The following is a 23,186-nucleotide window of genomic DNA, read 5'->3' on the forward strand; positions in this document are numbered from 1 at the left end:
AGGCATGCCGTGTCGCAGGCTTTCGTCGAGGAGAACCGAACATGACATTTCAAGAAATCCTGGCCGCATCCGGCTTTGCTCAGGGCGAACTGGAAGGCGGCGCGATGGACGTGCATACGCCGGTTGACGGCAGCCGCATCGCATCGCTGCAGACCCATTCGGAATCGCAGGTTCATGCGGTGATCGCCCGCGGCAGGGAGGCTTTCGACGCCTGGCGCAAGGTGCCGGCGCCGCGCCGCGGCGAGCTGGTGCGCCTCCTCGGCGCGGAACTGCGGGCGGAGAAGGAAAATCTCGGCCGCCTCGTGACGCTCGAGTGCGGCAAGATCTACCAGGAAGGCCTCGGCGAAGTGCAGGAGATGATCGACATCTGCGACTTCGCCGTCGGTCTGTCGCGCCAGCTCTACGGTCTGACGATCGCATCGGAGCGCCCCGGCCACGCGATGCGCGAGACCTGGCACCCGATGGGCGTTTGCGGTGTGATTTCGGCGTTCAACTTCCCCGTCGCCGTGTGGAGCTGGAACACCGCCATCGCCCTTGTGTGCGGCAATCCGGTGATCTGGAAACCGTCGGAAAAGACGCCGCTTACGGCACTGTCCTGCAAGAAGATCTTCGACCGGGCCGTGGCCCGGTTCGGCGACGCGCCGGACGACCTGCTCCAGGTTCTCGTCGGCGGGCGCGAAGTCGGCGACACCCTGGTCTCGTCGCCGGATGTGGCCATCGTTTCGGCAACCGGCTCGACGCGCATGGGCCGCGCGGTCGGCGCGAAGGTGGCCGAGCGCTTCGGCCGCTGCATCCTCGAGCTCGGCGGCAACAATGCGATGATCGTCACCGGCAGCGCCGATCTCGAGATGGCCGTCCGGGCGATCGTCTTTTCGGCCGTCGGCACCGCCGGTCAGCGCTGTACCAGCCTGCGGCGGCTGATTGTGCATGAGGGCGTATACGACGCGCTCGTGCCGCGCCTGAAGGAAGCCTATTCGGGTCTTCCGATCGGAAATCCGCTGGAAGAGGGCGTGCTGGTCGGTCCGCTGATTGATGCCGATGCGCGGGCGGGCATGCAGACCGCACTCGATCAGGCACAGGCCGCCGGCGGAACCGTGCACGGCGGCGCCGCCGCGCTGACGGACAGCTATCCCGATGCGGCCTATGTCGCGCCGGCGATCGTCGAAATGCCGGGCCAAAGCGATATCGTCAAGCACGAGACCTTCGCGCCGATCCTCTATGTCATGAAGTATTCGGAGCTGGAGGAGGCGATCGGCATCCAGAATGCCGTGCCGCAGGGGCTGAGCTCCTGCATCTTCACCACCGATGTGCGCGAGGCGGAGGAGTTCCTGTCCGATGTCGGTTCCGATTGCGGCATCGCCAATGTCAATATCGGCCCCTCCGGCGCCGAGATCGGCGGGGCATTCGGCGGTGAGAAGGAGACCGGCGGCGGCCGGGAATCTGGCTCCGATGCCTGGAAGGGCTACATGCGGCGGCAGACCAACACCGTCAACTACTCGCGCGAGCTGCCGCTGGCGCAGGGGATCAAATTCGACATCTGAACCGCGCCACTATCGGCGCCATCGAGGGCAACCATGAACAAGATCGCCGTTCTCGGGCTCGGCAAGGTCGGCGACCTTGCCGCCCTGCTTCTTCACGATTCCGGGTTTTCCGTCACCGGTTTCGACCGTCACGCACCGCGCGGGGCGCACCCCTTCGCGGTGGAGACCGTCGATGTCTCAGACAGCGGAACCATGCAGAACGCGTTCGCCGATTTCGACGCGGTCCTTTCGTGTCTGCCCTATCATCTCAACCTCGGGGTGGCGAATGCCGCCCACGCCGCCGGCATCCACTATTTCGATCTGACCGAGGACGTGCCAACGACCCAGCACATCCTGGAGCTTTCGGAAACGGCGAGGGGCCTGATGGCGCCGCAATGCGGTCTCGCGCCCGGCTTTGTCGGCATCGTCGGGGCGTCGCTGATCGGCGAGTTCGACAAATGCCGCTCGGTGCGCATGCGGGTCGGCGCGCTGCCGCAAAACCCAACGGGACTGATGGGCTACAACTTCAACTGGTCGCCGGAGGGCGTGGTCAACGAATATCTGAACGACTGCGAGGTGATCGAGGGCGGCGAGCGCAAGTGGGTGTCCCCAATGGAGTGGCACGAGACGCTCTATATCGACGGCGTCAAGCTGGAGGCCTTCACAACGTCCGGCGGCCTCGGCACCATGTGCGACACCTATCACGGCGTCGTCGACAATATCGATTACAAGACCATGCGCTATCCCGGGCACATGGAGCTGATGAACTTCTTCTTCCACGAGCTTTTGATGCGCGAACGGCGCGAGCTTGCCGGTGAAATCCTCGTCCACGCCAAGCCGCCGGTCGACCACGACGTCGTCTATGTGCATGTCGCGGCCGAGGGCACCATCGACGAGCGCCTGTCGCGCAAGGAGTTCGTGCGCGCCTACCGGCCGATCCAGATCGCCGGCGCGGGACGGACCGCCATTGCCTGGACGACCGCCGGGTCGGTGGTCGCGGTGATCGAAATGGTCCGCGACGGGCTGCTGCCGTCGAACGGTTTCCTGAAACAGGAAGACATTCCGCTCAGCTCTTTTTTGAAGACGCGCACGGGTGCATTTTACGGCCAATAGTGACACAGTGGTCGGGTCGGTAACCGCTCAATTCACTCAGGCGCAAATTGGCCCGCAGACTTCCGCAGACAAGCCTTCTGGAAACCTTCGAAGCCGCCGCCCGGCGCGGCAGCTTCACGCTCGCCGCTGCCGACCTGAACATGACGCAGGGCGCTGTCAGCCGGCAGATCCGGGCGCTGGAGGAGCAACTCGGCACGGAGTTGTTCATCCGAGAGCGTCAGCGTATCGCGCTCTCGCCGGCCGGTGCCGCCTATCTCGAGGAAATCTCGAAGGCACTGTCGATCATCCGCATGGCGTCGACCGCGCTGCAGGTCAATCCGGACGGCGGCGTGCTCAATCTCGGCATCCTGCCGACATTCGGGACGAGATGGCTGGCGCCGCGATTGCCGGATTTCTTCCGGCGGCATCCCGGCATTACCGTCAACCTGACGACCAAGCTGCGGCCCTTCGATTTCGGCAGCGAGATGCTCGACGCCGCGATCCATTTCGGCGCCGATGAATGGCCGGGTACCGAGCACCTGTTCCTCGCCGAGGAAACCGTTGTGCTCGCCTGTTCGCCGACGCTCCTGCCGCAGCTCAACATCGAAACCGTCGAGGATGTCGCCAACGGGCCGCTGCTGCATCTTGCGACGCGGCCCTTGGCGTGGCAGCGATGGTTCGAGATGAACGGCCTTGAAACCGAGGTGCAGCCGGGCACGACGTTCGACCAGTTCGCGACGATGGCCCAGGCCGCCGCCCATGGACTGGGCCTGGCGCTGCTGCCGGAATTCCTGATCGAGGACGAGTTGCGCAGCGGTAAGCTGGTCGCCGCCTGGGACAAGGCGAACAAGAGCATCGGCAGCTACGCGCTGATCTGGCCGAAAGCGCGCCGCAGCCACCCGCCGCTGATCCGGTTCAGGGAGTGGATCGAGGGTGCTGTCGGAGAGGGGATAGACAGCCATTCGCGGTAAAGTTGTTGACAATCGCCGCGAGGGACAAAAACCAAGGAGAATTGGGATTAAGCTGCCACCTGGGTTGTATACGGTCTTCAACTGACGTTGGTTGGGTCGGAAAGCCGGGCAACGACGCGCAAATCTGAGGGGAATTGCACGCCATGTCAGACACACCGGTAGAACGGCCGCGTGAACCGCTTGGCATCGGCAATATTGTCAGCGAGACATTCGGTATTCTTGGAGGGAATATCCCGGCTGTATTGATTCTGGGCGGCGTTCCTTCTTTGGCATCGCTGATATTGACCCGGTGGTTGTTGGGTGCGGCGTTTGTTACAGCGACCGGAAACTTAAATGGGGATCCGACCATTGTTCAGACCGTGTACGGCTTCACTGCTATTTTGGTCAACTTGATTTGGGTTGCGGTATATGGTGTGGCCGTGGGCCTGTTTGTGCAATTCGCATATGATTCCAAGTTTGACCGGCCGATCCAGCTAGCGCGTTATGTCCAGCGCGCCCTTGCAAGTGCTGTCCATGTAGTCGTGTTGACAATCATCATCACCCTGTTGGCGTTCATTGGTTTTGCTTTTTTTATCGTCCCCGGGTTGTGGGTCTATGCCGTATTTTCCGTCACCATACCGGCGGTTGTCATCGAGCGAGCGGGTTTCGACGCTCTTGGTCGCAGCATTTCCCTGACCAAAGAATATCGGTGGCCCATCGTGTTGCTGACCGTCATTGTAGCCGTCATCACAGCCGTGATCAGCATGATCGGAACATTTCTGGTCTTTTTTGTTCCGGGAGGCCTGGTCTTCGATATGATCGTGCTCGCTGTCTTTTACGGCATCATTTACGGCGTGTTCGGGACCTTGACGTTTCTGATTTATGCCCGGCTGCGGGAAATCAAAGACGGATACGGCGCGAAGGATCTGGTCTCGGTTTTCGAATGAAGCCGGCTATTGGGACAAGCCGGAGATAACCTTTACGGTTTCCTGGCGGATGGCCGGGATGACCGGCTTCAGCAGCTCGATGCGGTCGAAGGACTGTGCGTTGTCCTTTAGCGATTGGCGCAGGGCCCTGCCGAAGGCCTGGCGCAGCTCCGTGCCGATGTTGAATTTGCACACGCGGCTTGTGGTCGCCAGCTCGCGGCGTTTTTCCGACGCTATGCCGCTGCCGCCGTGCAGCACCAGCGGCATGGCGGTTGCCGCTTCGATTTCGCGAAGTCTGTCCATGTCTATGCGCGCCTCCGCTTCGGTCTGCAGGTGGACATTGCCGACCGAGATAGCCATGGCGTCCGCACCGCTCTCGCGGTCAAACAGGGCGGCTTCCTCGACGCTGGTCATGGCAGACGCCTTACCTTCCGCATAGCCGACAAAACCGACTTCGCCCTCCACTGACACACCGGCGCGGTGCGCTTCTTCGCTGATCTGCGAGGTCAGTGCAATATTCTCCTCGATCGGCCGGTCCGAGCCGTCGAACATGACCGAGGTGAAGCCGCAATCGATGCCTTCGCGGCACTCTTCGATGCTGCGCGCATGATCGATATGGCAGACAACCGGAACGGATGCCTGCTCCGCAAGATGGCGGAACATGGCGCCAAGCACCGGGGCCGGCGTGTGCCGGCGGCTGCCGGGTCCGGCCTGCAGGATGATCGGTTTTCCGGTTTCTTCCGCCGCCTGCGTGTAGGCGAGGGCGTCCTCCCAGCCGAGCACGACGAAGCCCGCGACGGCATAGCCATTCTCGGCCGCCGGCGCGAGAACGTCGCGCAGATTCGCCAATGTCATTTGAATTTCGCGATCATGTCTTTGATGCCCGGTATCGTCTCGATCTGCCAGGCGTGATCGGGCTGGAAATACTGCACGAGGGAGCGCTGGAACAGGCCGCCGAGGATGGTGAAATAGTACATTTCGTAGCCCGGCGCGACGACGCAAGGGTGATAGCCCTTGTCGAGGATGATCGTCGAGCCGTCTACGATGTGATAGGCATCGCCGACGCGGCCGTCCTCGCGTTGAACCAGTTGCATGCCGAAGCCGTGTGCCGGCCGGAAGCGGAAGTTGTAGGTTTCGTCGTGGCGGGTCTCGTCCGGCTGGCGGTCGGTGTCGTGCTTATGCGGCGGGAACCCGGACCAGCCGCCCTGGCCGACGGTGAACAGCTCCGAAACGAGCAGGCGCCCGACCTTGTCGTGGTATTTGGTGCCGAGGATGTGCTTGATCTTGCGGTGGGTCTTGGTGTCGTCCGAGCCGTACTGAACAAGATCGATTTCGTCCTGGCGCACGGCAAAAGGCTCCAGCGTCTTGCTGAAACGCGCGCCGGCGATAAACACCTCGGCCGTCTCGCTCATGGCCACGATGGTTGCCCGGGCACCGGACGGTACGTAAACGCCTTCGGGCTCGCCGTCCCAGACGTCAACCGTCCTGTTTCCGATGCCGGCAAATTCTACGCCCTCGACCACCACATCGACCGTGCCCGTTGCTGGAACCACACAGGTTTCGTAGCCCGGTACGCGATAGTCGAATGCCTGGCCGCTCTCGAGCTTGACGATGTTGAAATAATTGAGCGGCACACGGCGGTCGTCCGTGTCGATGATGGCTCGGTTGGCATTGTCAAAGGGCGGGATGTGCATTGTCCGCCTCCGTTGTTCGAGTCGGGCCGGGATGGTTTCTGATAAAGTCGTCCAGTTGGGCCGTGTCGGGCATGGCGGGGGCGCAGCCGACGCTGGAGACGACCATGGCGGCGGCGGCAGAGCCGCGCTCGAGGCTTTCTTCGAGCGTGTGTCCCTGGGCGAGCGCGCCGATGAAATTGCCGAGGAAAGCATCGCCCGAGCCGGTCGGTTTCAACGCCTCGACGCGATAGATGCCGGTCTCGATGACCTGCGATCCCTGGAATGTGAGTGAACCGTTCTCGCCCATCTTGTAGATGACGAGCCTGCCGGCATCCCGGGCGAGATCCTGCGCCAGCCGACGGCCGGCTTCGATGTCGCCTGCCAGGGTCGCGAACTCCTCGTCATTTCCAACCACCACGTTCGCCAGTTTTGCCGCCTTCAGGCAGATGGCGCCGGCATCCGCCGGGCTCGGCCAGGTATAGGGCCGGTAATCGAGATCGAGAATAACGGGGACGCCGGCGGTTCCGGCAGCCTCGAAGGCGCTGAGGGTCGCCGTGCGCGACGGCTCTGCCGCGAAACAGGTTCCCGTGGCGACCAGGCCGCCGAATTGCGAATAGTCGACGGTATCCACATCCTCGCGACCGATCTCGAAATCCGCCGCGCCATTGCGGTAAATGACCGACTGGCAGTCTTCCCTGCGGGTCTCGACGACCGCAAGCGAGGTGCGGCTCTGTCCGCCGACGGTGCGCACCCTGTCCGAATTGACGCCATAGCTTTTAAGCTGATTGCGGACAAAGCGGCCGACCGCATCGTCGGAGACCGCGGTGACCAGCGTCGCGGCGCAGCCATGGCGGGCCATGGCGACGGCGATATTCGCTGACGAGCCGCCGAGCGCGGCAAAAAAGGCCGTGGCGTTCTCGGTTCGCGCACCGGGCGGGTCGGCATAGAGATCCATGCCGGCCCTCCCGAGTACCAAAAAACTGTTGTTGTTTCGAAAATTCAACATTCTGTTCGGATCTTTTGTTGTTCGCAAACCCTGCTTCTGCCGGGACAGCAACGCCGGATCGGTCCTTTTGCACACGACGGATCGCATGGTCGGTTGACTGCCCGTATTCGCTCCTTCACCGGCAGAATTTCAGTTTGGTTCCCGCGATGGGTGATGTTCGCTTGACGCCAGAGCCTAAATCGAGTTTATGGTTTTTGCAACCGGTTGCAAAAATTCATTGAGGAGCGCGCCAATGACAGAGATTGGCATTGGAATTATCGGCGGTGGATACATGGGCAAAGCCCATTCGGTCGCGATGAACGCCGTCGGCGCGGTGTTCGAGACAGACGTGCGGCCACGCTGCGAGATGATCTGTACCACGACACCGGAAGGCGCGGCCGAGAAGGCGCGGCTGTTCGGATTCGCACGATCGACCCATGACTGGCGCGAACTGGTCGCCGACCCGAAAATCGATGCCGTGGTCATCGCGTCCACGCAGGACACCCATCGCGACATTGCGCTTGCGGCCATCAAGGCCGGCAAGGCCGTGATGTGTGAAAAACCAATGGGCGCGTCGGTCGAGGAGGCCCGCGAGATCACGGAGGCGGCCGAGGCCGCAGGCGTCGTCAACATGGCCGCGTTCAACTACGTGCGAACGCCGGCCACCCAGCTCGCGAGGGAGATCATCGATTCCGGCGAGATCGGCGACATCACCTATATCCGCGCTGAGCACACCGAGGATTTTTTCGCCGACCCCGACGCCCCGGCGACGTGGCGATCACATGGACGGTCGAACGGCAATCTCGGCGACCTGGCTCCGCACATCGTCAACGCGGTGCTGGCGCTGGCCGGGCCGATCGAGTCGCTCGTTTCAGATGTTGAAACGGTGCACAAGACCCGCCCGGGACCGGACGGGCCGGTGGCGGTGACGAATGACGACCAGTGCCAGTTGCTGTGCCGGTTCGAGAGCGGTGCCATGGGAACGCTGTTCGTCAGCCGCGTCGCCACGGGGCGCAAGATGGGCTACATCTACGAGGTTTTCGGCACCAGGGGCGCCTTGCGCTTCGACCAGGAAGACCAGAACGCCATGTGGCTCTACAAGGGCGATGCCAAACCCGGACGCGAAGGCTTCACCAAGATCCTGACCGGGCCGGAGCATCCGGACTACCTGCCCTTCTGCCAGGGTCCCGGACACGGCACCGGATACCAGGACCAGATCATCATCGAGGCGCATGACTTCCTCAAGGCCATCGAGACCGGCGAGCCGGTATGGCCGACATTCCGGGACGGGCTGATGGTCTCAGAGATCATCGAGGCCATCTGGCTGTCGCACGAGCAGCGGCGCTGGGTCTCCGTAAACGAGGCCCAGGGATAATTCGGTTGAGAGACTGCTGATGACGATAAAAATAGGAAATGCACCCTGCAGCTGGGGCGTCGAATTCGCGGATGATCCGCGCAATCCGCATTGGCGGAGCGTGCTCGCCGAGTGCCGGGATGCCGGATATCACGGTATCGAGCTCGGGCCAGTCGGCTACATGCCGGAAGATCCCGCTGAACTTGGCGATGCGCTGGCGGAGCTGGAACTCGAGCTCATCGGCGGGGTCGTCTTCCGGCCCTTCCACGATCCGTCCAAATGGGACGAGGTGCTCGACGGGTCGGTGCGCACCTGCAAGGCGCTGGCGGCGCACGGCGCCGATCACCTAGTGCTCATCGATTCCATTTCTCCGCGGCGGGCGCCGACCGCGGGTCGGCCCCACGAGGCCGAGCAGATGGGCAAGGAGGAATGGCTCGATTACCGGGACAAGATCTGCCGGATCGCGCAAATCGGAACGCAGGAATACGGGCTGACCGTGGCGATCCACCCGCATGCCGGCGGATTCATCGACTTCAAGACCGAAACCGAGCGGCTGCTTGCGGAAACCGATCCGGCGGAACTCAAGCTGTGCCTCGACACCGGCCACACGCACTACGCCGGCTTCGATCCGATCTCCTTCATGAAAACCCATATCGACCGCATTTCCTATATGCATTTCAAGGATATCGACCCCTTGGTCAAAAAGCGGGCAATACAGGAGCGGACGGATTTCTACGAGGCCTGCGGGCAGGGGATCTTCTGCAATCTCGGCGATGGCGAGACGGATTTCCCGGCGGTGCGGCAAAGGCTGATCGACTCCGGCTTTTCTGGATGGTGCACGGTCGAACAGGATTGCGATCCGGAAGGGGCGACTTCGCCGCTCGGTGACGCAAAGTCCAATCGCACCTATCTTAGTTCCATCGGATTTCATTGAGGACCCAACATGGCCAGGCTGAATTGGGGAATTATCGGCGGCGGAGAAGGCAGCCAGATCGGGCCCGCGCACCGGATCGGAGCCGGTCTCGACGGGCATTTCAGGCTTGCCGCCGGCGCGTTTGACGTCGATCCGCAGAAGGGCATAGCCTTTGCCGGGCAACTCGGCGTTGCTGAGGATCGTGCCTACCGCGACTGGCGCGAGATGCTGGCCGGCGAGACGGGTCGTCCCGACCGCGTCGACCTCGTTACGGTGGCAACGCCCAATGCGACGCATTACGAGATCACCAAGGCGTTTCTCGAGAACGGCTTCAACGTGCTTTGTGAAAAGCCGATGACGATGACGGTTTCAGAAGCCGAGGACATCGTTGCCACGGCCAGGAAGGCGGGTCGTATCTGCGCCGTCAATTACGGCTATTCCGGCTATCCCATGGTGCGGCACATGCGCGCCATGGTCGCGGGCGGCGAGCTGGGCCGCGTGCGGCTCATCAAGGCCGAATTCGCGCACGGCTTTCACGCAAATGCCGCCGATGCGGACAATCCGCGCATACGCTGGCGCTACGACCCCGATCAGATCGGGCCATCGGCGCAGTTCGCCGATTGCGGCATTCACGCGCTGCACATGGCAAGCTTCGTTTCCGGCCAGGAGGCCGAGGCATTGTCCGCCGATTTCGCGTCCTGCATCGCGTCGCGAACGCTCGAGGACGACGCCATGGTCAGTTTCCGGATGTCCGAAGGCGCGCTGTTGCGGCTGTGGACGAGTTCCGTCGCCATTGGCCGCATGCACGGCCTGACCCTGCAGGTTTTCGGCGAGAAGGGCGGTTTGAGCTGGGAACAGGAGCACCCGAACCAGCTTTACTGGACGCCGGTCGACGGCCGCACGCAGATCATCGAACGGGGCGCGCCGGACCTGTCGCCGGAGGCGCAAAGGGCGTCACGGGTGACGATCGGCCATGCCGAGGGCATGCCGCTCGCCTTTGCCAATATCTATTCGGACCTTGCCGAAGTCATAGCGGCGGAGAAGGAAACGCGCGCGCCGGACCCGGCGGCTACGCATTATCCGACCGCGCTCGACGGCCTGCGCTCGATGGCGGCGATCGGCGCGGCGGTGGAATCAGCGAATGGAGACGGAAAGTGGACGGATGCCCGTCCGCCGTCGCTGCGTGGCAACAACTAGGCGAAACCGCTCAGGGCAGCGGCCGGAGCGTGCTGCGCTCAACGATCGAGCAGGGAAACGGCTGCGTGTCGGATTCCTTGTTCGGATCGTCGACCATTTCGATGACCAGCGCGACCGATTGCAGGATGATGTCGCGGACCGGTTGCCGGATAGTGGTCAGATCGTAGGTTGACCAGCCCGCCATGTTCATGTCGTTGAATCCCAGGAAACCGATGTCCCGCGGTATCTCAAGGCCGGCGCCGCGCGCCGCGTCCATGGCGCCCATGCAAATCAGGTCGTCGCCGCAAAACAGTGCTTCAACGCTCTTTTCGGTGAGCAGGGCGTTCATCGCTTCCCTGCCGGCCGAGTAGGAGTAGTTTTCGGCAAAGCGGATGTCCGTCGGTTCAAGCCCAAGTTTTTTCAGCCGGCGCAGGAAGCCCGCCAGGCGGTCCTGCGTGGATGTGGCGGACCGCGGTCCGCCGAGAAGCGCGATGTTGCGGTAGCCCCGGTCGACGAGCGTCTGGGCCGCCATTTCGCCGCAACGGACGTTGTCGATGCCGACAATGTGCAGGCCGGCTTCCGAGCCGAAGCGGCCAAATGCGTGAACCACCGGAACGCCGGCCTTTCGAAACGCGTTGGGAAATGTCGGGGGAAGGGTGGATGTGGCGATGATGATGCCGTCGACCCGGTACTGCTTGAGCATCTCGAGCGACTTTTGCGGATCTGTTTCGGTGCTCAGATTGACCAGAAGCGGGCGAAAGCCACGCTCCTGCAATACGCGCGTGAAAAGATCGAACACCTCAAGGAAAACCGGATTGCGGAAGTTGTTGGCGACAAGACCGATCAGCCGCGTGCGGTTCGTCGCCAGGCTGCGGGCGATCAGGCTCGGGCGGTATCCGAGTTCCTCGGCTGCCCGCTCGACCTTCCTGCGCGTCTTGTCGGAAACGCTGGCACCTTCGGTAAAGGTGCGGGATACCGCTGAGCGGGAAACACCGGCGCGCGCCGCGACTTCCTTGAGGGTTACCGTCAATGGATCTGGGTGCTCCGTTGTTCAATCCGCGTCGAATTCGGCCAAACCTAGAAAATCGCGCCTCCTCTTGCAACCGGTTGCAGCGGTATCGTTGTCGCACGTTAACAAAGGCGGCTGGCCGCAGGGCGTGACTGCGACCACTCTAGAAGTTTTTCTTTTACAATTAGTCGTTTTTATTCAAGATGTTGTTGAATATATTTGAATTTTGCGTTTAATATCGGGCAAGTGGGAAACTCCGACTTTGCGTGCCTGGTCGCATTTGCCGGCGCTTGCGCATTCGCGGCTTGTGCATTCAGATACGGCTCTCGAAATCCGATCCGGAAGCCACAAAACGCCATGGAATCCGCCGTCAGGGACATCGCCCGGGATCTGATCCTGCAGCTGAGCGACAAGGAAAGAGCCGTTCTTGCCGTGCTTGCCGATTCACCGGACGGGATCCCGGTCGAATCGGACGCCATTGCCGCTGAACTCTGCGAAAAGCTGCCGGCATGCCTGGCGCTTTGCGGCGAAAGCGGCCGTCTGACCTTCCGCACCCGGGCGCTGCGCGACGCGGTCGGATCGGCCCTGTCGGGCGAGATCGAAGGCAAGCAGGCGCAGGCGCTATACGCACGCGGCGAGGCGGTGGCAGCGATCGAAATGGCACAGGCCAGCGGCGACCATGCGCAGGCGCTCGAGTGGTTTCGCGAGCAGGGCAACCAGTTCTTCATGCACCTGCACGGGCTTGATGCCTGCCAGCGGGTCATCTCCAATTTTCCGGCCGATATGCAGCGCAACAACGCGACGCTCGCGGTCGCGCTCGCCATGCACGCCCTGAAATCCGGCAGCGTCAACCGGGCCCGCCATATCGTGCGCGAGCATTTCGGGCCTGAGGCGCTCGATCTCGAACGGGTTGTCGGGGACCCGGACCTTTATTCGCGCGACTTCCGCATGTTCCGGCTGGTGATGTCGATCTACGAGGACTATGCCGTCGGCAACACCGTGCGCGACCACATGTTCGAACTGCTGGGCGAGCTGGATCTGGACGATCACCTGAACCGCGGCGGCATCTACAACACGATGCTCGAGGTGTGCATCCAGCGCCAGCAAATGGACGCCGCGGAGGAGATGGCCAATCGCGCCCGCTATCATTACCACAAGGCAAAAGTGCCGCTGCTCGCGTTCTATATCGAACTGCACCGGGCGGTGTTCTCGCTCAATCGCGGCGTGCTGCCGGAGGTCGAGGCGGCGGTCGAGGCGGCCGATGCGGCGCTGGCGAAAGTCACCTTCGATACACCGACCGATCATCGCCTGCTGGGTCTGCTGAAATCCGTTCTCGCGTTCGAGAAAGGCGATGCCAAACATCTGGTGAACTACCTCAACGAGGAGTTCGACAAATTCGCCTACGGGGAATTGTGGCCGACCATTACGGAGCTTGCGCTCTATTACGGCAGCCTGGCGATCAGTGGTGAAATGGGTGTGGCCGCCGCGCGGTCCTTCCTCGACAAGTGGCGCATCCAGGAGTGGCGTTCGCGGCGGTTCAACTTCGTCATAACGATCCGCCAGGTCGATATCCTGCAGAACCACAATCGCTGGCAGGAGGCGGCCGAACTGTTGACCAGCGTGCAGTCGCGTATCGACATGACCTGGGTCGAGAGCGCAGAGGAAGCGCTCGGGCTTATCGACAACACCCGTGAGATCGCAATAGCCTTTGCCTGGTTGCGGCACCTGATCCGCCACGCGCCGCGCAATGCGATGCGTCTGCGCCAGGTGGAGCGGTTCCAGTCCAACCCGCATCTCAATGACCGGCAACGCAGCACGCTTTGGCTGTGGGAAGCCTATCTCGCGCGGCTGCAGCGCGACACGACACGGGCGAGGGCGCAGCTCACCAAGGTGCTGGAGAGCGCCGCCCGCATGGGGGTTCTGACCCATCTGATCGGTGAAAAGGAAATTCTCGAGAAGCTGATGGAGGACAGGCGCATCAGCCAGTTCGTGAAGGTGGCGCCCGGCGCGCTGGAAATCCTGCGGCGTCTCGAGGGCTTTCACTCCGGCTCGGGCAGGGGCACCGTGCCGGGGCTGACCCGCCAGGAACTGCGGGTGCTGACGCTTGTGGCCGAGGGGGCGTCCAACAAGTTCGTTGCGCGCCAGCTCCGGCTTTCGGAGGTCACCGTGAAGTTCCACCTCGGCAATATCTACCGGAAGATGGGTTGCGCGAAGCGATCCGAGGCCATCGCCGCCGCGCGGGCGCTCAACTGGGTCGCCTAGGCGCGCCTCATTCCGGCTGATGTGATCAAAACCTATACCAATTTTTAAAAAACCTATACTTCTTGTCGATTGTAGCGCTGAGCATCGCGCTTCACTCTTGGCGGCACAACAACAACCGGGCCCGCCATGCAGACCAATCCAGCCCAATTGATGCTGAAGCGCCTTGTCGGCTTTGCCGGTGTCATGTTCGTGCTTTCGGCGATGATCTTCATCCTGGCGCGGATCGTGCCGGGGGATCCGGCACGCATTGCGCTCGGCCCCAGCGCGACGCAGCAACAGGTCGAGGAGATGCGCCTGGAAATGGGCCTCGACGCACCGCTATGGCAGCAATATGCCGACTATGTGTGGCGCGGCGTCCAGGGCGATTTCGGCAAATCGCTGATTTCAGGCCGGCAGGTCAGTGACGAGATCGCGGCGCTGCTTCCGGCGACGCTGGAACTGGTCATCGTCACCGTGCTCCTGATCATCGCGGTGTCCATTCCGCTGGGCGTCATGACGGCGCGCTACCGCAACAGCTGGATCGACAATGCCGGGCGGTTCTTCTCCATCGTCGGCGTGACCATGCCGAGCTTCCTGTTCGCAATTCTGCTGCAGCTCATCGCCGCGAATTTCCTCTCAGACTGGCCGGTCCTGGGGCGCGTCAACTACTCGCTGGACCTGCCCGACGGCCCGACCGGCCTGCTGCTGGTCGACTCGGTCGTCCATGGCGACTGGCAGGTTTTCAGAAGCGCGCTGCAGCACCTGATTTTCCCGTCCATGGCGCTGGCCATGGCCGGCATCGGACAGATCACGCGGATCACCCGTTCGGCGATGATCGAGCATCAGCGGCGCGACCACGTGCTGACGCTCAAATCCTTCGGTGTGCCGGACCGGGTCATTGTCTTCCGCTATCTTCTCAAACTGTCCTCCATCGCGCCGCTCACCATCATGGGCCTGGAATTCGCCTCGCTGATCGGCAACGCCTTCGTCGTCGAACTGGTCTTCTCCTGGGGCGGCTTCGCGTCCTACGGGCTGGAATCGATCCTGCAGAAGGACCTCAACGCTGTGATGGCCGTGGTGCTCGTCTCGGGCTTCTTCTTCGTCGTCGCCAATCTCGTCATCGACATCGTCCTGATGGTGATCGATCCGCGGCTGCGCTTCAAGGAGGCGAACTGATGTCGGCCGTCTCCAACGACCACCAGACAATCCTGTCCGCCCGCTACATGGCGTGGTACCGCTTCTCGCGCAATCCGTCGGCCGTCATCGGCGGCCTGATGGTCCTGTCGGTCATCCTTGTCGCCGTCTTCGCGCCGCTGATCGCGCCCTATCCGGAGGATGTCGGGGCGACGGTCGATTTCCGCAATCGGCACATGGGCCCTGACGCGGCGCACTGGATGGGGACCGACAAGGTCGGCCGGGACATCCTGACGCGCGTCATATTCGGTTTCCGCATCTCGCTGCTTCTGGTTATCGGCGTCCTTGGCGTTGCCGTGCCGGTCGGAACGGCGCTCGGCATGCTGGCCGGCTATTTCAGCGGCATGACGGAGCGGATCATCACCGGTTTCACCAATGTCATGCTGGCCATTCCGCCGCTCGTCATGGCGCTCGCGATCGGCAACGTGCTTGAACCGAACCTCGTCAACGCGATGCTGGCGATCACACTTCTGTGGTGGACCTGGCATGCGCGGCTGATCTATCGGGTGTCGAAATCGATCGCCACCGAGGACTTCGTTGAGGCCGCGCGGCTCGCCGGCGCAAGCCACTGGCACGTGCTGACGCGGGAGATCCTGCCCAACTGCGTCTCGGTGATCTCGGTGAAAACGACGCTGGACGCGGCCTTCGTGATCCTCTTCGGCGCGACGCTTTCCTTCCTCGGTCTCGGCGTCAAGCCGCCGACACCGGACCTCGGCTCGATGGTCGCCGACGGGCGCCAGTTCCTGCCGGAGATGTGGTGGGAGGTGCTCGGGCCCGGTTTCGCGATCTTCTACGCGACACTCGGCTTCAACCTGCTCGGCGACGGGCTGCGCGACATGTTCGACGTGGAGGTGTGAGCGGTGACCAGCCTGTTGGATATCCAGAACCTCAACGTCTCCTTCCGTAATTACGGCCTCCGCAGCAATGTGCTGAAGGATGTCGGCCTGAAGATCCCGGAGGGCGGACGCGTCGCACTGATCGGCGAGACCGGCTCCGGCAAATCGGTCACCAGCAAGACCATTCTCGGCACGCTGCCCGACAATGCGGTGGTGGAAAGCGGCACGATCCGTTTCGACGGCGAGGATGTGCTGACGCTCTCGCAGGGCAAGCGCGAGGCGATGAAGGGCACGGCCTTTTCGATCATCATGCAGGACCCGCTGAGCTCGTTTAACCCGGTGTTCCGCATCGGCCGCCATCTTGACGACGTGCTGCGCTTTTCCGACCGCCGGCTGGGCGAGCGGTCGAACAGCGCCGACCGGCGGCGGCGTATCGAGCAGGTGCTCCGGCAGGTCCAGCTTTCCGACGCGGAGCGGGTCTTCGATGCCTATCCTTCGCAACTGTCGGGCGGCATGCGCCAGCGGGTGCTGATCGCGCTGGCGCTGCTGCACCAACCGCGCCTTCTGATCGCCGACGAGCCGGGCACGGCGCTGGACGTGACCACCCAGGACGAGATCATGAAGCTGATCAACCGGCTGGTCTCCGACAACGGCCTGTCGCTGCTGATGATCACCCACAATCTCGGCGTGGTCCGCAAGATGGCCGACGACATCTATGTGATGCGCCACGGCGAGATCGTCGAGCACGGCCCGCTGAAAACGATATTCCGGACCCCGCAGCAGGCCTATACGAAGGCGCTGATCGCCGCCATTCCGCCGCTTTACGGACCCGGTGTCGAAGACCAGGAGGCGGTCGAGGCCGAGCCGATCATCAGCTTGTCGGATGTCTCGAAATCGTTCGACGAGAAGCTGCTGTTCGGACGCGGCCACTCGCATCTGGCGGTCAAGGACGTTTCACTGTCGGTTTCCAAGGGCGAGATTTTCGGTCTCGCGGGGGAATCGGGATCGGGCAAGACCACCGTCGCCCGTATGATCATGGGGCTGATCCGCCCGACGCGCGGCGCCATCGCCGTCGATGGCGATGCGGTCGGAGAAAAGGGCGGGGGGCCGGATTTCCGCAAGCTGATCCAGATCGTCTACCAGAACCCGGGAACCTCGCTCAATCCGAAGCGGACGGTCGGACAGACCCTGTCGGTGCCGCTGCGATTCGCCGGCCTCAAGGCCGGCGCGGTCGAAAAGCGGATCCATGAATTGCTGGCGCATGTCGAGCTGCAGCCGCACTACATCTCGAAATATCCGCACGAACTCTCCGGCGGCCAGAAGCAGCGCGTGGCGATCGCCCGCGCGCTCGCCGCCGATCCGAAGATCATCGTGCTCGACGAGCCGACATCGGCGCTCGATGTGTCCGTCCAGAAGAACGTGATCGATCTTTTGCAGAAACTGCGCGACGAACTGGGCCTGACCTTCCTGTTCATCTCCCACGACCTTTCGCTGATGCGCAATTTCTGCAGCCACATCGCCATCATGCTGCGCGGCGAGGTCGTCGAGGCCGGCGAGCCGCGCCAGGTCTTCGCCGACCCGCAACATCCCTATACGCGCGCGCTGATCGCCGCCGTTCCGGTGATGAGCGACGAGGAAGACCGTCTGAAACCGAAAACAAGCATTGAGGAGCGACGCCGGTATCTCGCCGATACCGCCGTCTGAGCGAACTCGAAAACCAAGGAGAATGCGGTGTATCGACTGGGCATTGACGTAGGCGGAACCAACACGGACGCGGTCATCATGCATGACCGTGACGTGCTGGCCGGCTTCAAGGCATCCACGACACAGGATGTGACCAGCGGCGTCGTGGAGGCACTGGAAGGCGCGATCGGCAAGTCGGGTGTCAACCGGACGCAGATCGACAAGGTGATGATCGGCACGACCCATTTCACCAACGCGGTCATCGAGCGCAAGCACATCAATCCGGTTGCGGCCATCCGGCTCGGCCTGCCGGCAACGGCTTGCCTGCCGCCGATGGTCGACTGGCCGCCGGACCTGCGCACCGCCGCCGGAGACAGCGGCTATATGGTGCGCGGCGGCTACGAGTTCGACGGGCGGGAAATCGCGCCGCTCGACGAAGAGGAACTCGACCGTATCTGCGACGACATCAACGCGCGCAAGATCAAGGTGGCCTCGGTGAGCTCGGTCTTCAGCCCGATCAATCAGGAAATGGAAAGAACGGCGCGCGAACATATCCTGCGAAGCTGCCCGGACATTTCGGTCGTGCTTTCCAGCGATATCGGCCGCATCGGCCTGCTGGAACGCGAAAGCGCCGCGATCATGAACGCCAGCCTGCTGGCGCTCAGCGAGCGCACGGTGGACGCTTTTGCCGAAGCCCTGAAATCGGCGGGCCTCGAATGCGCGTTCTTCATCACCCAGAACGACGGCACGCTGATGAGCGCGGACATGGTCAAGCGCTTTCCCGTGCTGACCTTCGCTTCGGGGCCCACCAACTCGATGCGCGGCGCTGCGTTTCTTACCGGCGAGCGCAACGGCATCGTCGTCGACATCGGCGGCACGACAACCGATGTTGGCGCCCTGCAGCACGGCTTTCCGAGGCAGGCAGCGACGGTGGTCGATATCGGCGGCGTGCGCACCAATTTCCGTATGCCTGACGTCTTCTCCGTCGGCCTTGGCGGCGGCTCTCTGGTCCGCACGTGCGATTCCGGCGAGGTGACCGTCGGACCGCAATCGGTCGGCTTCCGCATCACCAGCGAGGCGCTCGTCTTCGGCGGCGACACGCTCACGGCGACGGATATCGCCGTGGCGCGCGGCGAGGCGGATATCGGCGACGCGTCCCGGGTCGCGAATCTGGACGCCGGCACGGTGGACCAGGCGCGGACAGCCATCACCACGCTGTTGCAGCGCGCGGTCGAACGCAGCCGCATTTCTCCGGAACCCATCCCTGTGATCGCCGTGGGCGGCGGCTCGATCCTGATGCCTGACAAGCTCGCCGATCTGGATGTGATCCGTCCTGAGAACTTTGCCGTGGCGAATGCCGTCGGCGCGGCGATCGCGCAGATCAGCGGCGAGGTGGACCGCATCTTCTCGCTGGAAAACGGGCTGACCCGAGAGGCCTGCCTGAAACAGGCGGAGGAAGAGGCGACGGAAAAGGCGATCGCTTCCGGCGCATCGCCATCGACCATCGAGACGATCGAGCGCGAGGACGTGCCGCTGGCCTATCTGCCGGGCAACGCGACGCGGATCCACGTCAAGGTGGTTGGCGAGATGGAGGGCGCCCATGCTGTCGCGGCAGGCTGACCTCATTTTGATCGGCGAGGAGGAGATTGAGGCGCTCGAGATCGGCGCCGCGATCCTCGGCACCGGCGGCGGCGGCAATCCTTACATCGGCAAGCTGCGCGCGCTGCAGGTGCTGCGCGAGGGGCGCAAGATGCGGGTGATGCCGCTGCAGGCGCTGCCGGACGACGCCAAGGTGGTCTCGCTCGGCGGCATCGGCGCGCCGCTGATCTCGCATGAGCGCATCAAGGAGGGTCGCGAGGGGCTGCGCTGTGTGCGCGCGCTCGAGCAGCGGCTGGGCATCAAGGTCGACGCCATCGCCTGCGAGGAGATCGGCGGACAAAACGCCATGGAGCCGCTGATCGTCGCGGCGCTGGCCGATCTTCCCGTTGTCGATTGCGACGGGATGGGACGGGCGTTTCCCGAAATGCAGATGACGACCTATTCGATCTACGGCCACCGCAGCACGCCGAGCGTCATGTGCGACCTGCACGGCAATGTGGTGATTTTCGATCACGCGGCGTCGGAGCTCTGGCACGAGCGGCTGGCGCGCGCCTGCGTGATTTCCCAGGGCGGCGCCTCGACACTCGCCAGCGCGCCGATGCCCGGCGTCTTCGTCAAGCGTTTCGGCATTCCCGATTCCTATAGCCGCGCCATCGCGCTCGGACGGGCGGTGCGCAACGCGCAGGCGCGCAACGAGGATCCGGTCGCGGCGATCTGCGAATTCGAACAGGGCCGGCTGGTCTTCACCGGCAAGATCAGCGACGTCAAACGCGAGCTGCGCGGCGGCTTTGTTGCCGGCGAGGCGTTGATCGACGGCTTCGACGCCCACGAGGGAGATGTCGCGAACATCATCATCCAGAACGAGAACCTGGTCTTTCAGCGAAACGGCAAATCGGAGGTCGTCGTTCCGGACCTCATCGTCATCCTCGACATCGACACGGGCGAGGCGATCACCACGGAAATGCTGCGTTACGGACAGCGGGTCAGTGTGCTGGCGCTGCCTTGCCATCCGCTTCTGCGGACTCCGGAGGCACTGGCCGTGGTCGGTCCAGCGGGCTTCGGTCTCGGGCATCTCAACTACCTGCCGCTCGAGGATGTGGATGCACACCAGCAGCGGGCATTGGAGGAAGCAGGAAAATGAGCGCCTACACGATTACCGAAAACGAGATGGAGGCGATTGCCACGGGCGGTGCTTTCCTTGGCACCGGCGGCGGTGGCGATCCCTATATCGGCAAGCTGATGGCGCAGTCGGCGATCGCCCGGCACGGACCTGTCACGGTGATATCGCCGGAGGATGTCAAGGACGACTGGCTGTGCGTGCCCGTGTGCATGATGGGCGCGCCGACGGTGATGCTGGAAAAGCTGCCGAATGGCGGCGAAGCCGGCAGCGCGCTGGAGCAGCTTGAAGCCTTCCTCGGCCGCAAGGCGGACGCGCTGATCTGCATCGAGGCGGGCGGCCTCAATTCGACAATTCCCTTTGCCGTCGCAGCGGCAACGGGACTGCCGCTGATCGACGGCGACGGGATGGGGCGTGCCTTCCCGGAACTGCAGATGGTGAGCTTCACCATGCAGGGCGTCGCCGCGACACCGATGGTGATCGCCGACGAAAAGGGCAACAGTTCCGTCATCAACGCGATTTCTAACCCGTGGACGGAGCGCCTTGCCAGGTCGCAGACGATCGAGATGGGCGGCTCGGCGCTGGTGGCGCTTTATCCGATGAGCGGCGCCGAGGTCAAAAAGGGCATCCTGCGCAACACGCTTTCTCTGATTTTCGAGATTGGCAAACTGATTACCGGTGAGCGGGCGAAGAACCGCAATCCCGCCGATGCGCTGATCGAAAAACTCAACGGCAAGCGATTGTTCACGGGCCGGGTCGTGGATATCGAGCGCCGCACCGAGGGCGGATTCGCACGGGGCAGGGCGGTTCTCAAAGGCATGGACCAGGACCACGGACAGACGTTCCGCGTCGATTTCCAGAACGAATTCCTGATCGCGCTGAACGAGAACGATCAGCCGCTCGCCGTCACGCCCGACCTCATCTGCGCGCTCGATGCGGACGGCGGCCTTCCGGTGACGACCGAGCAACTGCGCTTCGGCCTGGCTGTCACCATGATCGGGCTTCCGTGCGATGCGCAATGGCGCTCGCAGGCCGGGATCGATCTCGTCGGGCCCGGTTACTTCGGCTACCCGCAGGCCTACACGCCTCTTGAAGACCTGCCTTTGTGAATTCAGCAAATCCAACAGTGAAATGGAGAAGGTAAAAATGAGAAACTTAAGGAAGGGAATGGCATTCGCGGCCGTCTTGGCCGCCTCGACGGCGATTGGGACGCCGTCAATCGCGGAGGACAAGGTCACGCTGCTCGTCAATACCGTGCAGATCTTCGGCACCATCGATCCGGCGAAGATCAACGACTACACGGAGTATATGGCGGCGGTGAATCTCTATGACGGTCTGACGACGGTGAACAGCGCCGGCCAGATCGTTCCGCAGCTCGCCGAGAGCTGGTCGGTTTCGGACGACAACAAGACATATACGTTCAAGCTCAAGCCTGGCGCGACGTTCCAGGACGGCAGCCCGGTCGAGGCCAAGGATGTGGTCTATTCGATGCAGCGGCTGCTTTCGATCAACGAGGGGCCGGCCTATCTCTTCGAGGATCTAATCGCCCCGGACAATGTCAAGGCGATCGACGGCCAGACGGTGGAGATTGGGCTCAATCGCGTCTATTCGCCGTTCCTGTCCAACACGCCGCTGATCCTCGTGGTCAATTCCGACCTGGTTGCCGGGCAGAATGACGGCGAGTGGGGCGAGACATATCTGGCCGACAATTCCGCCGGTGCCGGCCCCTATGGTCTCGAAGGCTGGACGCGCGGCGCCCAGATGATGATGAGCCGTTATGTCGACTATCACGGCGGCTGGCCGAAGCAGAAGCCGATCGACGAGCTGCGTTTCGTGGTGACTCGCGACGAGGCGACGATCAAGGCGCTCGCGCAGAAGGGCGAACTCGGCATGTCGTCGCAATATCAGGGCGTCGAGACCTATGAGGCGATTTCCAAGCTGCCAAACTACAAGATCATCTCCGCGGACACGGCGACGGGCTTTTATCTCAAGCTCAACAACCAGCTGCCGCCGACGGACGACGTTCACATCCGCCGGGCGATCGCCTATGCGATGGACTACGAGACGATCCGCGACGTGATCTTCCCGGGCGGTCAGTTGAACGGGCCGCTGGCGCCGGTCTTTGCCGATGCCTATCTCGATAGCCTGCCGGCGCCGGAATACAACATGGAAAAGGCCAAGGCGGAGGTCGCCAAATCCAAATATGCCGGCCAGCAGCCGATCAAGATCTCTCACGGCTATGTGGCGAAGACGGCGTTCGAGGAGGAAATCGGCCTGCTGTTCAAGTCGGCACTGGAATCCATCGGCTTCGAGGTGGACCTGCAGCCCGAGCCGTGGAACCGCATCACCGAGCTGGCCACGACGATCGAGACCTCGCCGAACGCCACGCAGGTGTTCTACGGGCCGACCTATCCGTCACCGGATTCGGTTTTCTACGTGCAGTACCATTCCAACGCCAAGGGCACCTGGGCGTCGATGGAATGGGTGCTGAGCGACGAGATCGATGCCTTGATCGACGAATCGCGCAGCACCACCGACCCGGCCAAGCAGAACGAGCTTTACAAGGCCATCCAGCAAAAGCTCTACGACATGCAGTCGGATGTTTTCCTGTTGACCCAGAAGCGCCGCGCCGCGGCGAACAAATGCCTGCACGGCTACGCCTGGGTTCCGATGCAGAGCTGGGACACCGACTTCTCGCGCTACTGGTGGAACTGCGACGAATAGCATTGCCGTGTCGCTCCCAAGCGCAGGCTGCACCAGCGCCCCCGGTTGGAGACATCCGGGGGCGTTTTTTGTATTGAAACCGCTCCAGGCCGTGCACCCACAAGTGATGGATAACTGACGTCTGCTATCGGCGTGATGACTGCGGACGTCCGCAATGCGGACCTTTAGACAATTGACCCCTTAATGCTGATGGT

General features: G+C 62.8%; 19 protein-coding genes. 15 read left to right on the forward strand and 4 right to left on the reverse strand.

Going from position 1 to position 23,186, the window contains the following annotated elements:
- Positions 1–41: 41 nt before the first annotated feature.
- The 4 genes from E4M07_RS01885 (at position 42) to E4M07_RS01900 (ending at position 4,509) form a co-directional block, all read left to right on the forward strand.
- Positions 42–1,541, forward strand: a complete 1,500-nt coding sequence (locus tag E4M07_RS01885) for an aldehyde dehydrogenase family protein (protein ID WP_136656584.1) — start codon at positions 42–44, stop codon at positions 1,539–1,541.
- A 33-nt stretch (positions 1,542–1,574) separates the two neighbouring features.
- Positions 1,575–2,633 carry a saccharopine dehydrogenase C-terminal domain-containing protein gene (locus E4M07_RS01890; protein WP_136656585.1) on the forward strand — a complete coding sequence of 353 codons (1,059 nt, stop codon included), beginning with the start codon at positions 1,575–1,577 and terminating at the stop codon, positions 2,631–2,633.
- A gap of 47 nt (positions 2,634–2,680) precedes the next feature.
- On the forward strand, positions 2,681–3,583 hold the full coding sequence (locus tag E4M07_RS01895) for a LysR family transcriptional regulator (RefSeq protein WP_136656586.1): 903 nt from the start codon (positions 2,681–2,683) through the stop codon (positions 3,581–3,583).
- A 143-nt stretch (positions 3,584–3,726) separates the two neighbouring features.
- Positions 3,727–4,509, forward strand: coding sequence for a hypothetical protein (locus E4M07_RS01900; RefSeq protein ID WP_136656587.1), 783 nt, complete (start codon positions 3,727–3,729; stop codon positions 4,507–4,509).
- A 6-nt stretch (positions 4,510–4,515) separates the two neighbouring features.
- On the opposite strand, the gene E4M07_RS01905 is transcribed toward E4M07_RS01900, so the two are convergent.
- From E4M07_RS01905 to iolC, 3 genes are read right to left on the reverse strand one after another with little or no spacing between them, the layout of a single operon-like run.
- The gene (locus E4M07_RS01905) at positions 4,516–5,343 is read right to left on the reverse strand and encodes a class II fructose-bisphosphate aldolase (RefSeq protein ID WP_136656588.1); all 828 of its coding nucleotides are present in this window, start codon (positions 5,341–5,343) and stop codon (positions 4,516–4,518) included.
- The gene (locus tag E4M07_RS01910; RefSeq protein ID WP_136656589.1) at positions 5,340–6,182 is read right to left on the reverse strand and encodes a 5-deoxy-glucuronate isomerase; all 843 of its coding nucleotides are present in this window, start codon (positions 6,180–6,182) and stop codon (positions 5,340–5,342) included. Before E4M07_RS01910 ends, E4M07_RS01905 begins: the two co-directional genes overlap by 4 nt.
- On the reverse strand, positions 6,163–7,167 hold the full coding sequence (gene iolC, locus E4M07_RS01915) for a 5-dehydro-2-deoxygluconokinase (protein ID WP_136656590.1): 1,005 nt from the start codon (positions 7,165–7,167) through the stop codon (positions 6,163–6,165). The genes E4M07_RS01910 and iolC overlap by 20 nt, the downstream gene beginning before the upstream one ends.
- A gap of 232 nt (positions 7,168–7,399) precedes the next feature.
- Between iolC and E4M07_RS01920 the strand changes: the two genes are divergently transcribed.
- From E4M07_RS01920 to E4M07_RS01930, 3 genes are read left to right on the forward strand one after another with little or no spacing between them, the layout of a single operon-like run.
- Positions 7,400–8,521, forward strand: a complete 1,122-nt coding sequence (locus tag E4M07_RS01920; RefSeq protein WP_136656591.1) for a Gfo/Idh/MocA family oxidoreductase — start codon at positions 7,400–7,402, stop codon at positions 8,519–8,521.
- A gap of 19 nt (positions 8,522–8,540) precedes the next feature.
- Positions 8,541–9,434 carry a TIM barrel protein gene (locus tag E4M07_RS01925; RefSeq protein WP_136656592.1) on the forward strand — a complete coding sequence of 298 codons (894 nt, stop codon included), beginning with the start codon at positions 8,541–8,543 and terminating at the stop codon, positions 9,432–9,434.
- A 9-nt stretch (positions 9,435–9,443) separates the two neighbouring features.
- Positions 9,444–10,610 carry a Gfo/Idh/MocA family oxidoreductase gene (locus E4M07_RS01930; RefSeq protein WP_136656593.1) on the forward strand — a complete coding sequence of 389 codons (1,167 nt, stop codon included), beginning with the start codon at positions 9,444–9,446 and terminating at the stop codon, positions 10,608–10,610.
- A gap of 10 nt (positions 10,611–10,620) precedes the next feature.
- On the opposite strand, the gene E4M07_RS01935 is transcribed toward E4M07_RS01930, so the two are convergent.
- Positions 10,621–11,619 (reverse strand): LacI family DNA-binding transcriptional regulator, encoded by a 999-nt coding sequence (locus E4M07_RS01935; protein WP_136656594.1) that lies wholly within the window; start codon positions 11,617–11,619, stop codon positions 10,621–10,623.
- Positions 11,620–11,955: 336 nt separating this feature from the next.
- On the opposite strand from E4M07_RS01935, the gene E4M07_RS01940 reads away from it, so the two are divergent.
- The 8 genes from E4M07_RS01940 (at position 11,956) to E4M07_RS01975 (ending at position 22,992) form a co-directional block, all read left to right on the forward strand.
- Entirely contained in the window at positions 11,956–13,860 is a 1,905-nt protein-coding gene (locus E4M07_RS01940; protein WP_136656595.1) for a helix-turn-helix transcriptional regulator, read from the forward strand.
- 126 nt (positions 13,861–13,986) lie between these two features.
- Entirely contained in the window at positions 13,987–15,015 is a 1,029-nt protein-coding gene (locus tag E4M07_RS01945; protein ID WP_136656596.1) for an ABC transporter permease, read from the forward strand.
- A complete protein-coding gene (locus E4M07_RS01950; protein WP_136656597.1) occupies positions 15,015–15,890 on the forward strand; it encodes an ABC transporter permease in 876 nt (291 codons plus the stop codon). Before E4M07_RS01945 ends, E4M07_RS01950 begins: the two co-directional genes overlap by 1 nt.
- 3 nt (positions 15,891–15,893) lie before the next feature.
- Positions 15,894–17,573 carry an ABC transporter ATP-binding protein gene (locus E4M07_RS01955; RefSeq protein WP_136656598.1) on the forward strand — a complete coding sequence of 560 codons (1,680 nt, stop codon included), beginning with the start codon at positions 15,894–15,896 and terminating at the stop codon, positions 17,571–17,573.
- Positions 17,574–17,600: 27 nt separating this feature from the next.
- The gene (locus E4M07_RS01960) at positions 17,601–19,172 is read left to right on the forward strand and encodes a hydantoinase/oxoprolinase family protein (protein ID WP_136656599.1); all 1,572 of its coding nucleotides are present in this window, start codon (positions 17,601–17,603) and stop codon (positions 19,170–19,172) included.
- Entirely contained in the window at positions 19,153–20,292 is a 1,140-nt protein-coding gene (locus E4M07_RS01965; RefSeq protein WP_136656600.1) for a DUF917 domain-containing protein, read from the forward strand. The genes E4M07_RS01960 and E4M07_RS01965 overlap by 20 nt, the downstream gene beginning before the upstream one ends.
- Complete coding sequence (locus E4M07_RS01970; protein ID WP_136656601.1) at positions 20,289–21,377, forward strand: DUF917 domain-containing protein; 1,089 nt, start codon at positions 20,289–20,291, stop codon at positions 21,375–21,377. The genes E4M07_RS01965 and E4M07_RS01970 overlap by 4 nt, the downstream gene beginning before the upstream one ends.
- Positions 21,378–21,414: 37 nt before the next feature.
- Positions 21,415–22,992, forward strand: coding sequence for an ABC transporter substrate-binding protein (locus E4M07_RS01975; protein WP_136656602.1), 1,578 nt, complete (start codon positions 21,415–21,417; stop codon positions 22,990–22,992).
- Positions 22,993–23,186 lie beyond the last annotated feature (194 nt).

The organism is Nitratireductor sp. XY-223 (assembly GCF_004959855.1).
In the GTDB taxonomy this organism is placed as follows: domain Bacteria; phylum Pseudomonadota; class Alphaproteobacteria; order Rhizobiales; family Rhizobiaceae; genus Hoeflea_A.

What these genes read in the sequence shown, in the direction of transcription:
- E4M07_RS01885 (WP_136656584.1), top strand. Translation starts at nt 42, where the DNA reads ATGACATTTCAAGAAATCCTGGCCGCATCCGGCTTTGCTCAGGGCGAA.
- E4M07_RS01890 (WP_136656585.1), top strand. Translation starts at nt 1,575, where the DNA reads ATGAACAAGATCGCCGTTCTCGGGCTCGGCAAGGTCGGCGACCTTGCC.
- E4M07_RS01900 (WP_136656587.1), top strand. Translation starts at nt 3,727, where the DNA reads ATGTCAGACACACCGGTAGAACGGCCGCGTGAACCGCTTGGCATCGGC.
- E4M07_RS01905 (WP_136656588.1), bottom strand. Translation starts at nt 5,343, where the DNA reads ATGACATTGGCGAATCTGCGCGACGTTCTCGCGCCGGCGGCCGAGAAT.
- E4M07_RS01910 (WP_136656589.1), bottom strand. Translation starts at nt 6,182, where the DNA reads ATGCACATCCCGCCCTTTGACAATGCCAACCGAGCCATCATCGACACG.
- iolC (WP_136656590.1), bottom strand. Translation starts at nt 7,167, where the DNA reads ATGTTGAATTTTCGAAACAACAACAGTTTTTTGGTACTCGGGAGGGCC.
- E4M07_RS01920 (WP_136656591.1), top strand. Translation starts at nt 7,400, where the DNA reads ATGACAGAGATTGGCATTGGAATTATCGGCGGTGGATACATGGGCAAA.
- E4M07_RS01925 (WP_136656592.1), top strand. Translation starts at nt 8,541, where the DNA reads ATGACGATAAAAATAGGAAATGCACCCTGCAGCTGGGGCGTCGAATTC.
- E4M07_RS01930 (WP_136656593.1), top strand. Translation starts at nt 9,444, where the DNA reads ATGGCCAGGCTGAATTGGGGAATTATCGGCGGCGGAGAAGGCAGCCAG.
- E4M07_RS01940 (WP_136656595.1), top strand. Translation starts at nt 11,956, where the DNA reads ATGGAATCCGCCGTCAGGGACATCGCCCGGGATCTGATCCTGCAGCTG.
- E4M07_RS01945 (WP_136656596.1), top strand. Translation starts at nt 13,987, where the DNA reads ATGCAGACCAATCCAGCCCAATTGATGCTGAAGCGCCTTGTCGGCTTT.
- E4M07_RS01950 (WP_136656597.1), top strand. Translation starts at nt 15,015, where the DNA reads ATGTCGGCCGTCTCCAACGACCACCAGACAATCCTGTCCGCCCGCTAC.
- E4M07_RS01965 (WP_136656600.1), top strand. Translation starts at nt 19,153, where the DNA reads ATGCTGTCGCGGCAGGCTGACCTCATTTTGATCGGCGAGGAGGAGATT.
- E4M07_RS01970 (WP_136656601.1), top strand. Translation starts at nt 20,289, where the DNA reads ATGAGCGCCTACACGATTACCGAAAACGAGATGGAGGCGATTGCCACG.
- E4M07_RS01975 (WP_136656602.1), top strand. Translation starts at nt 21,415, where the DNA reads ATGAGAAACTTAAGGAAGGGAATGGCATTCGCGGCCGTCTTGGCCGCC.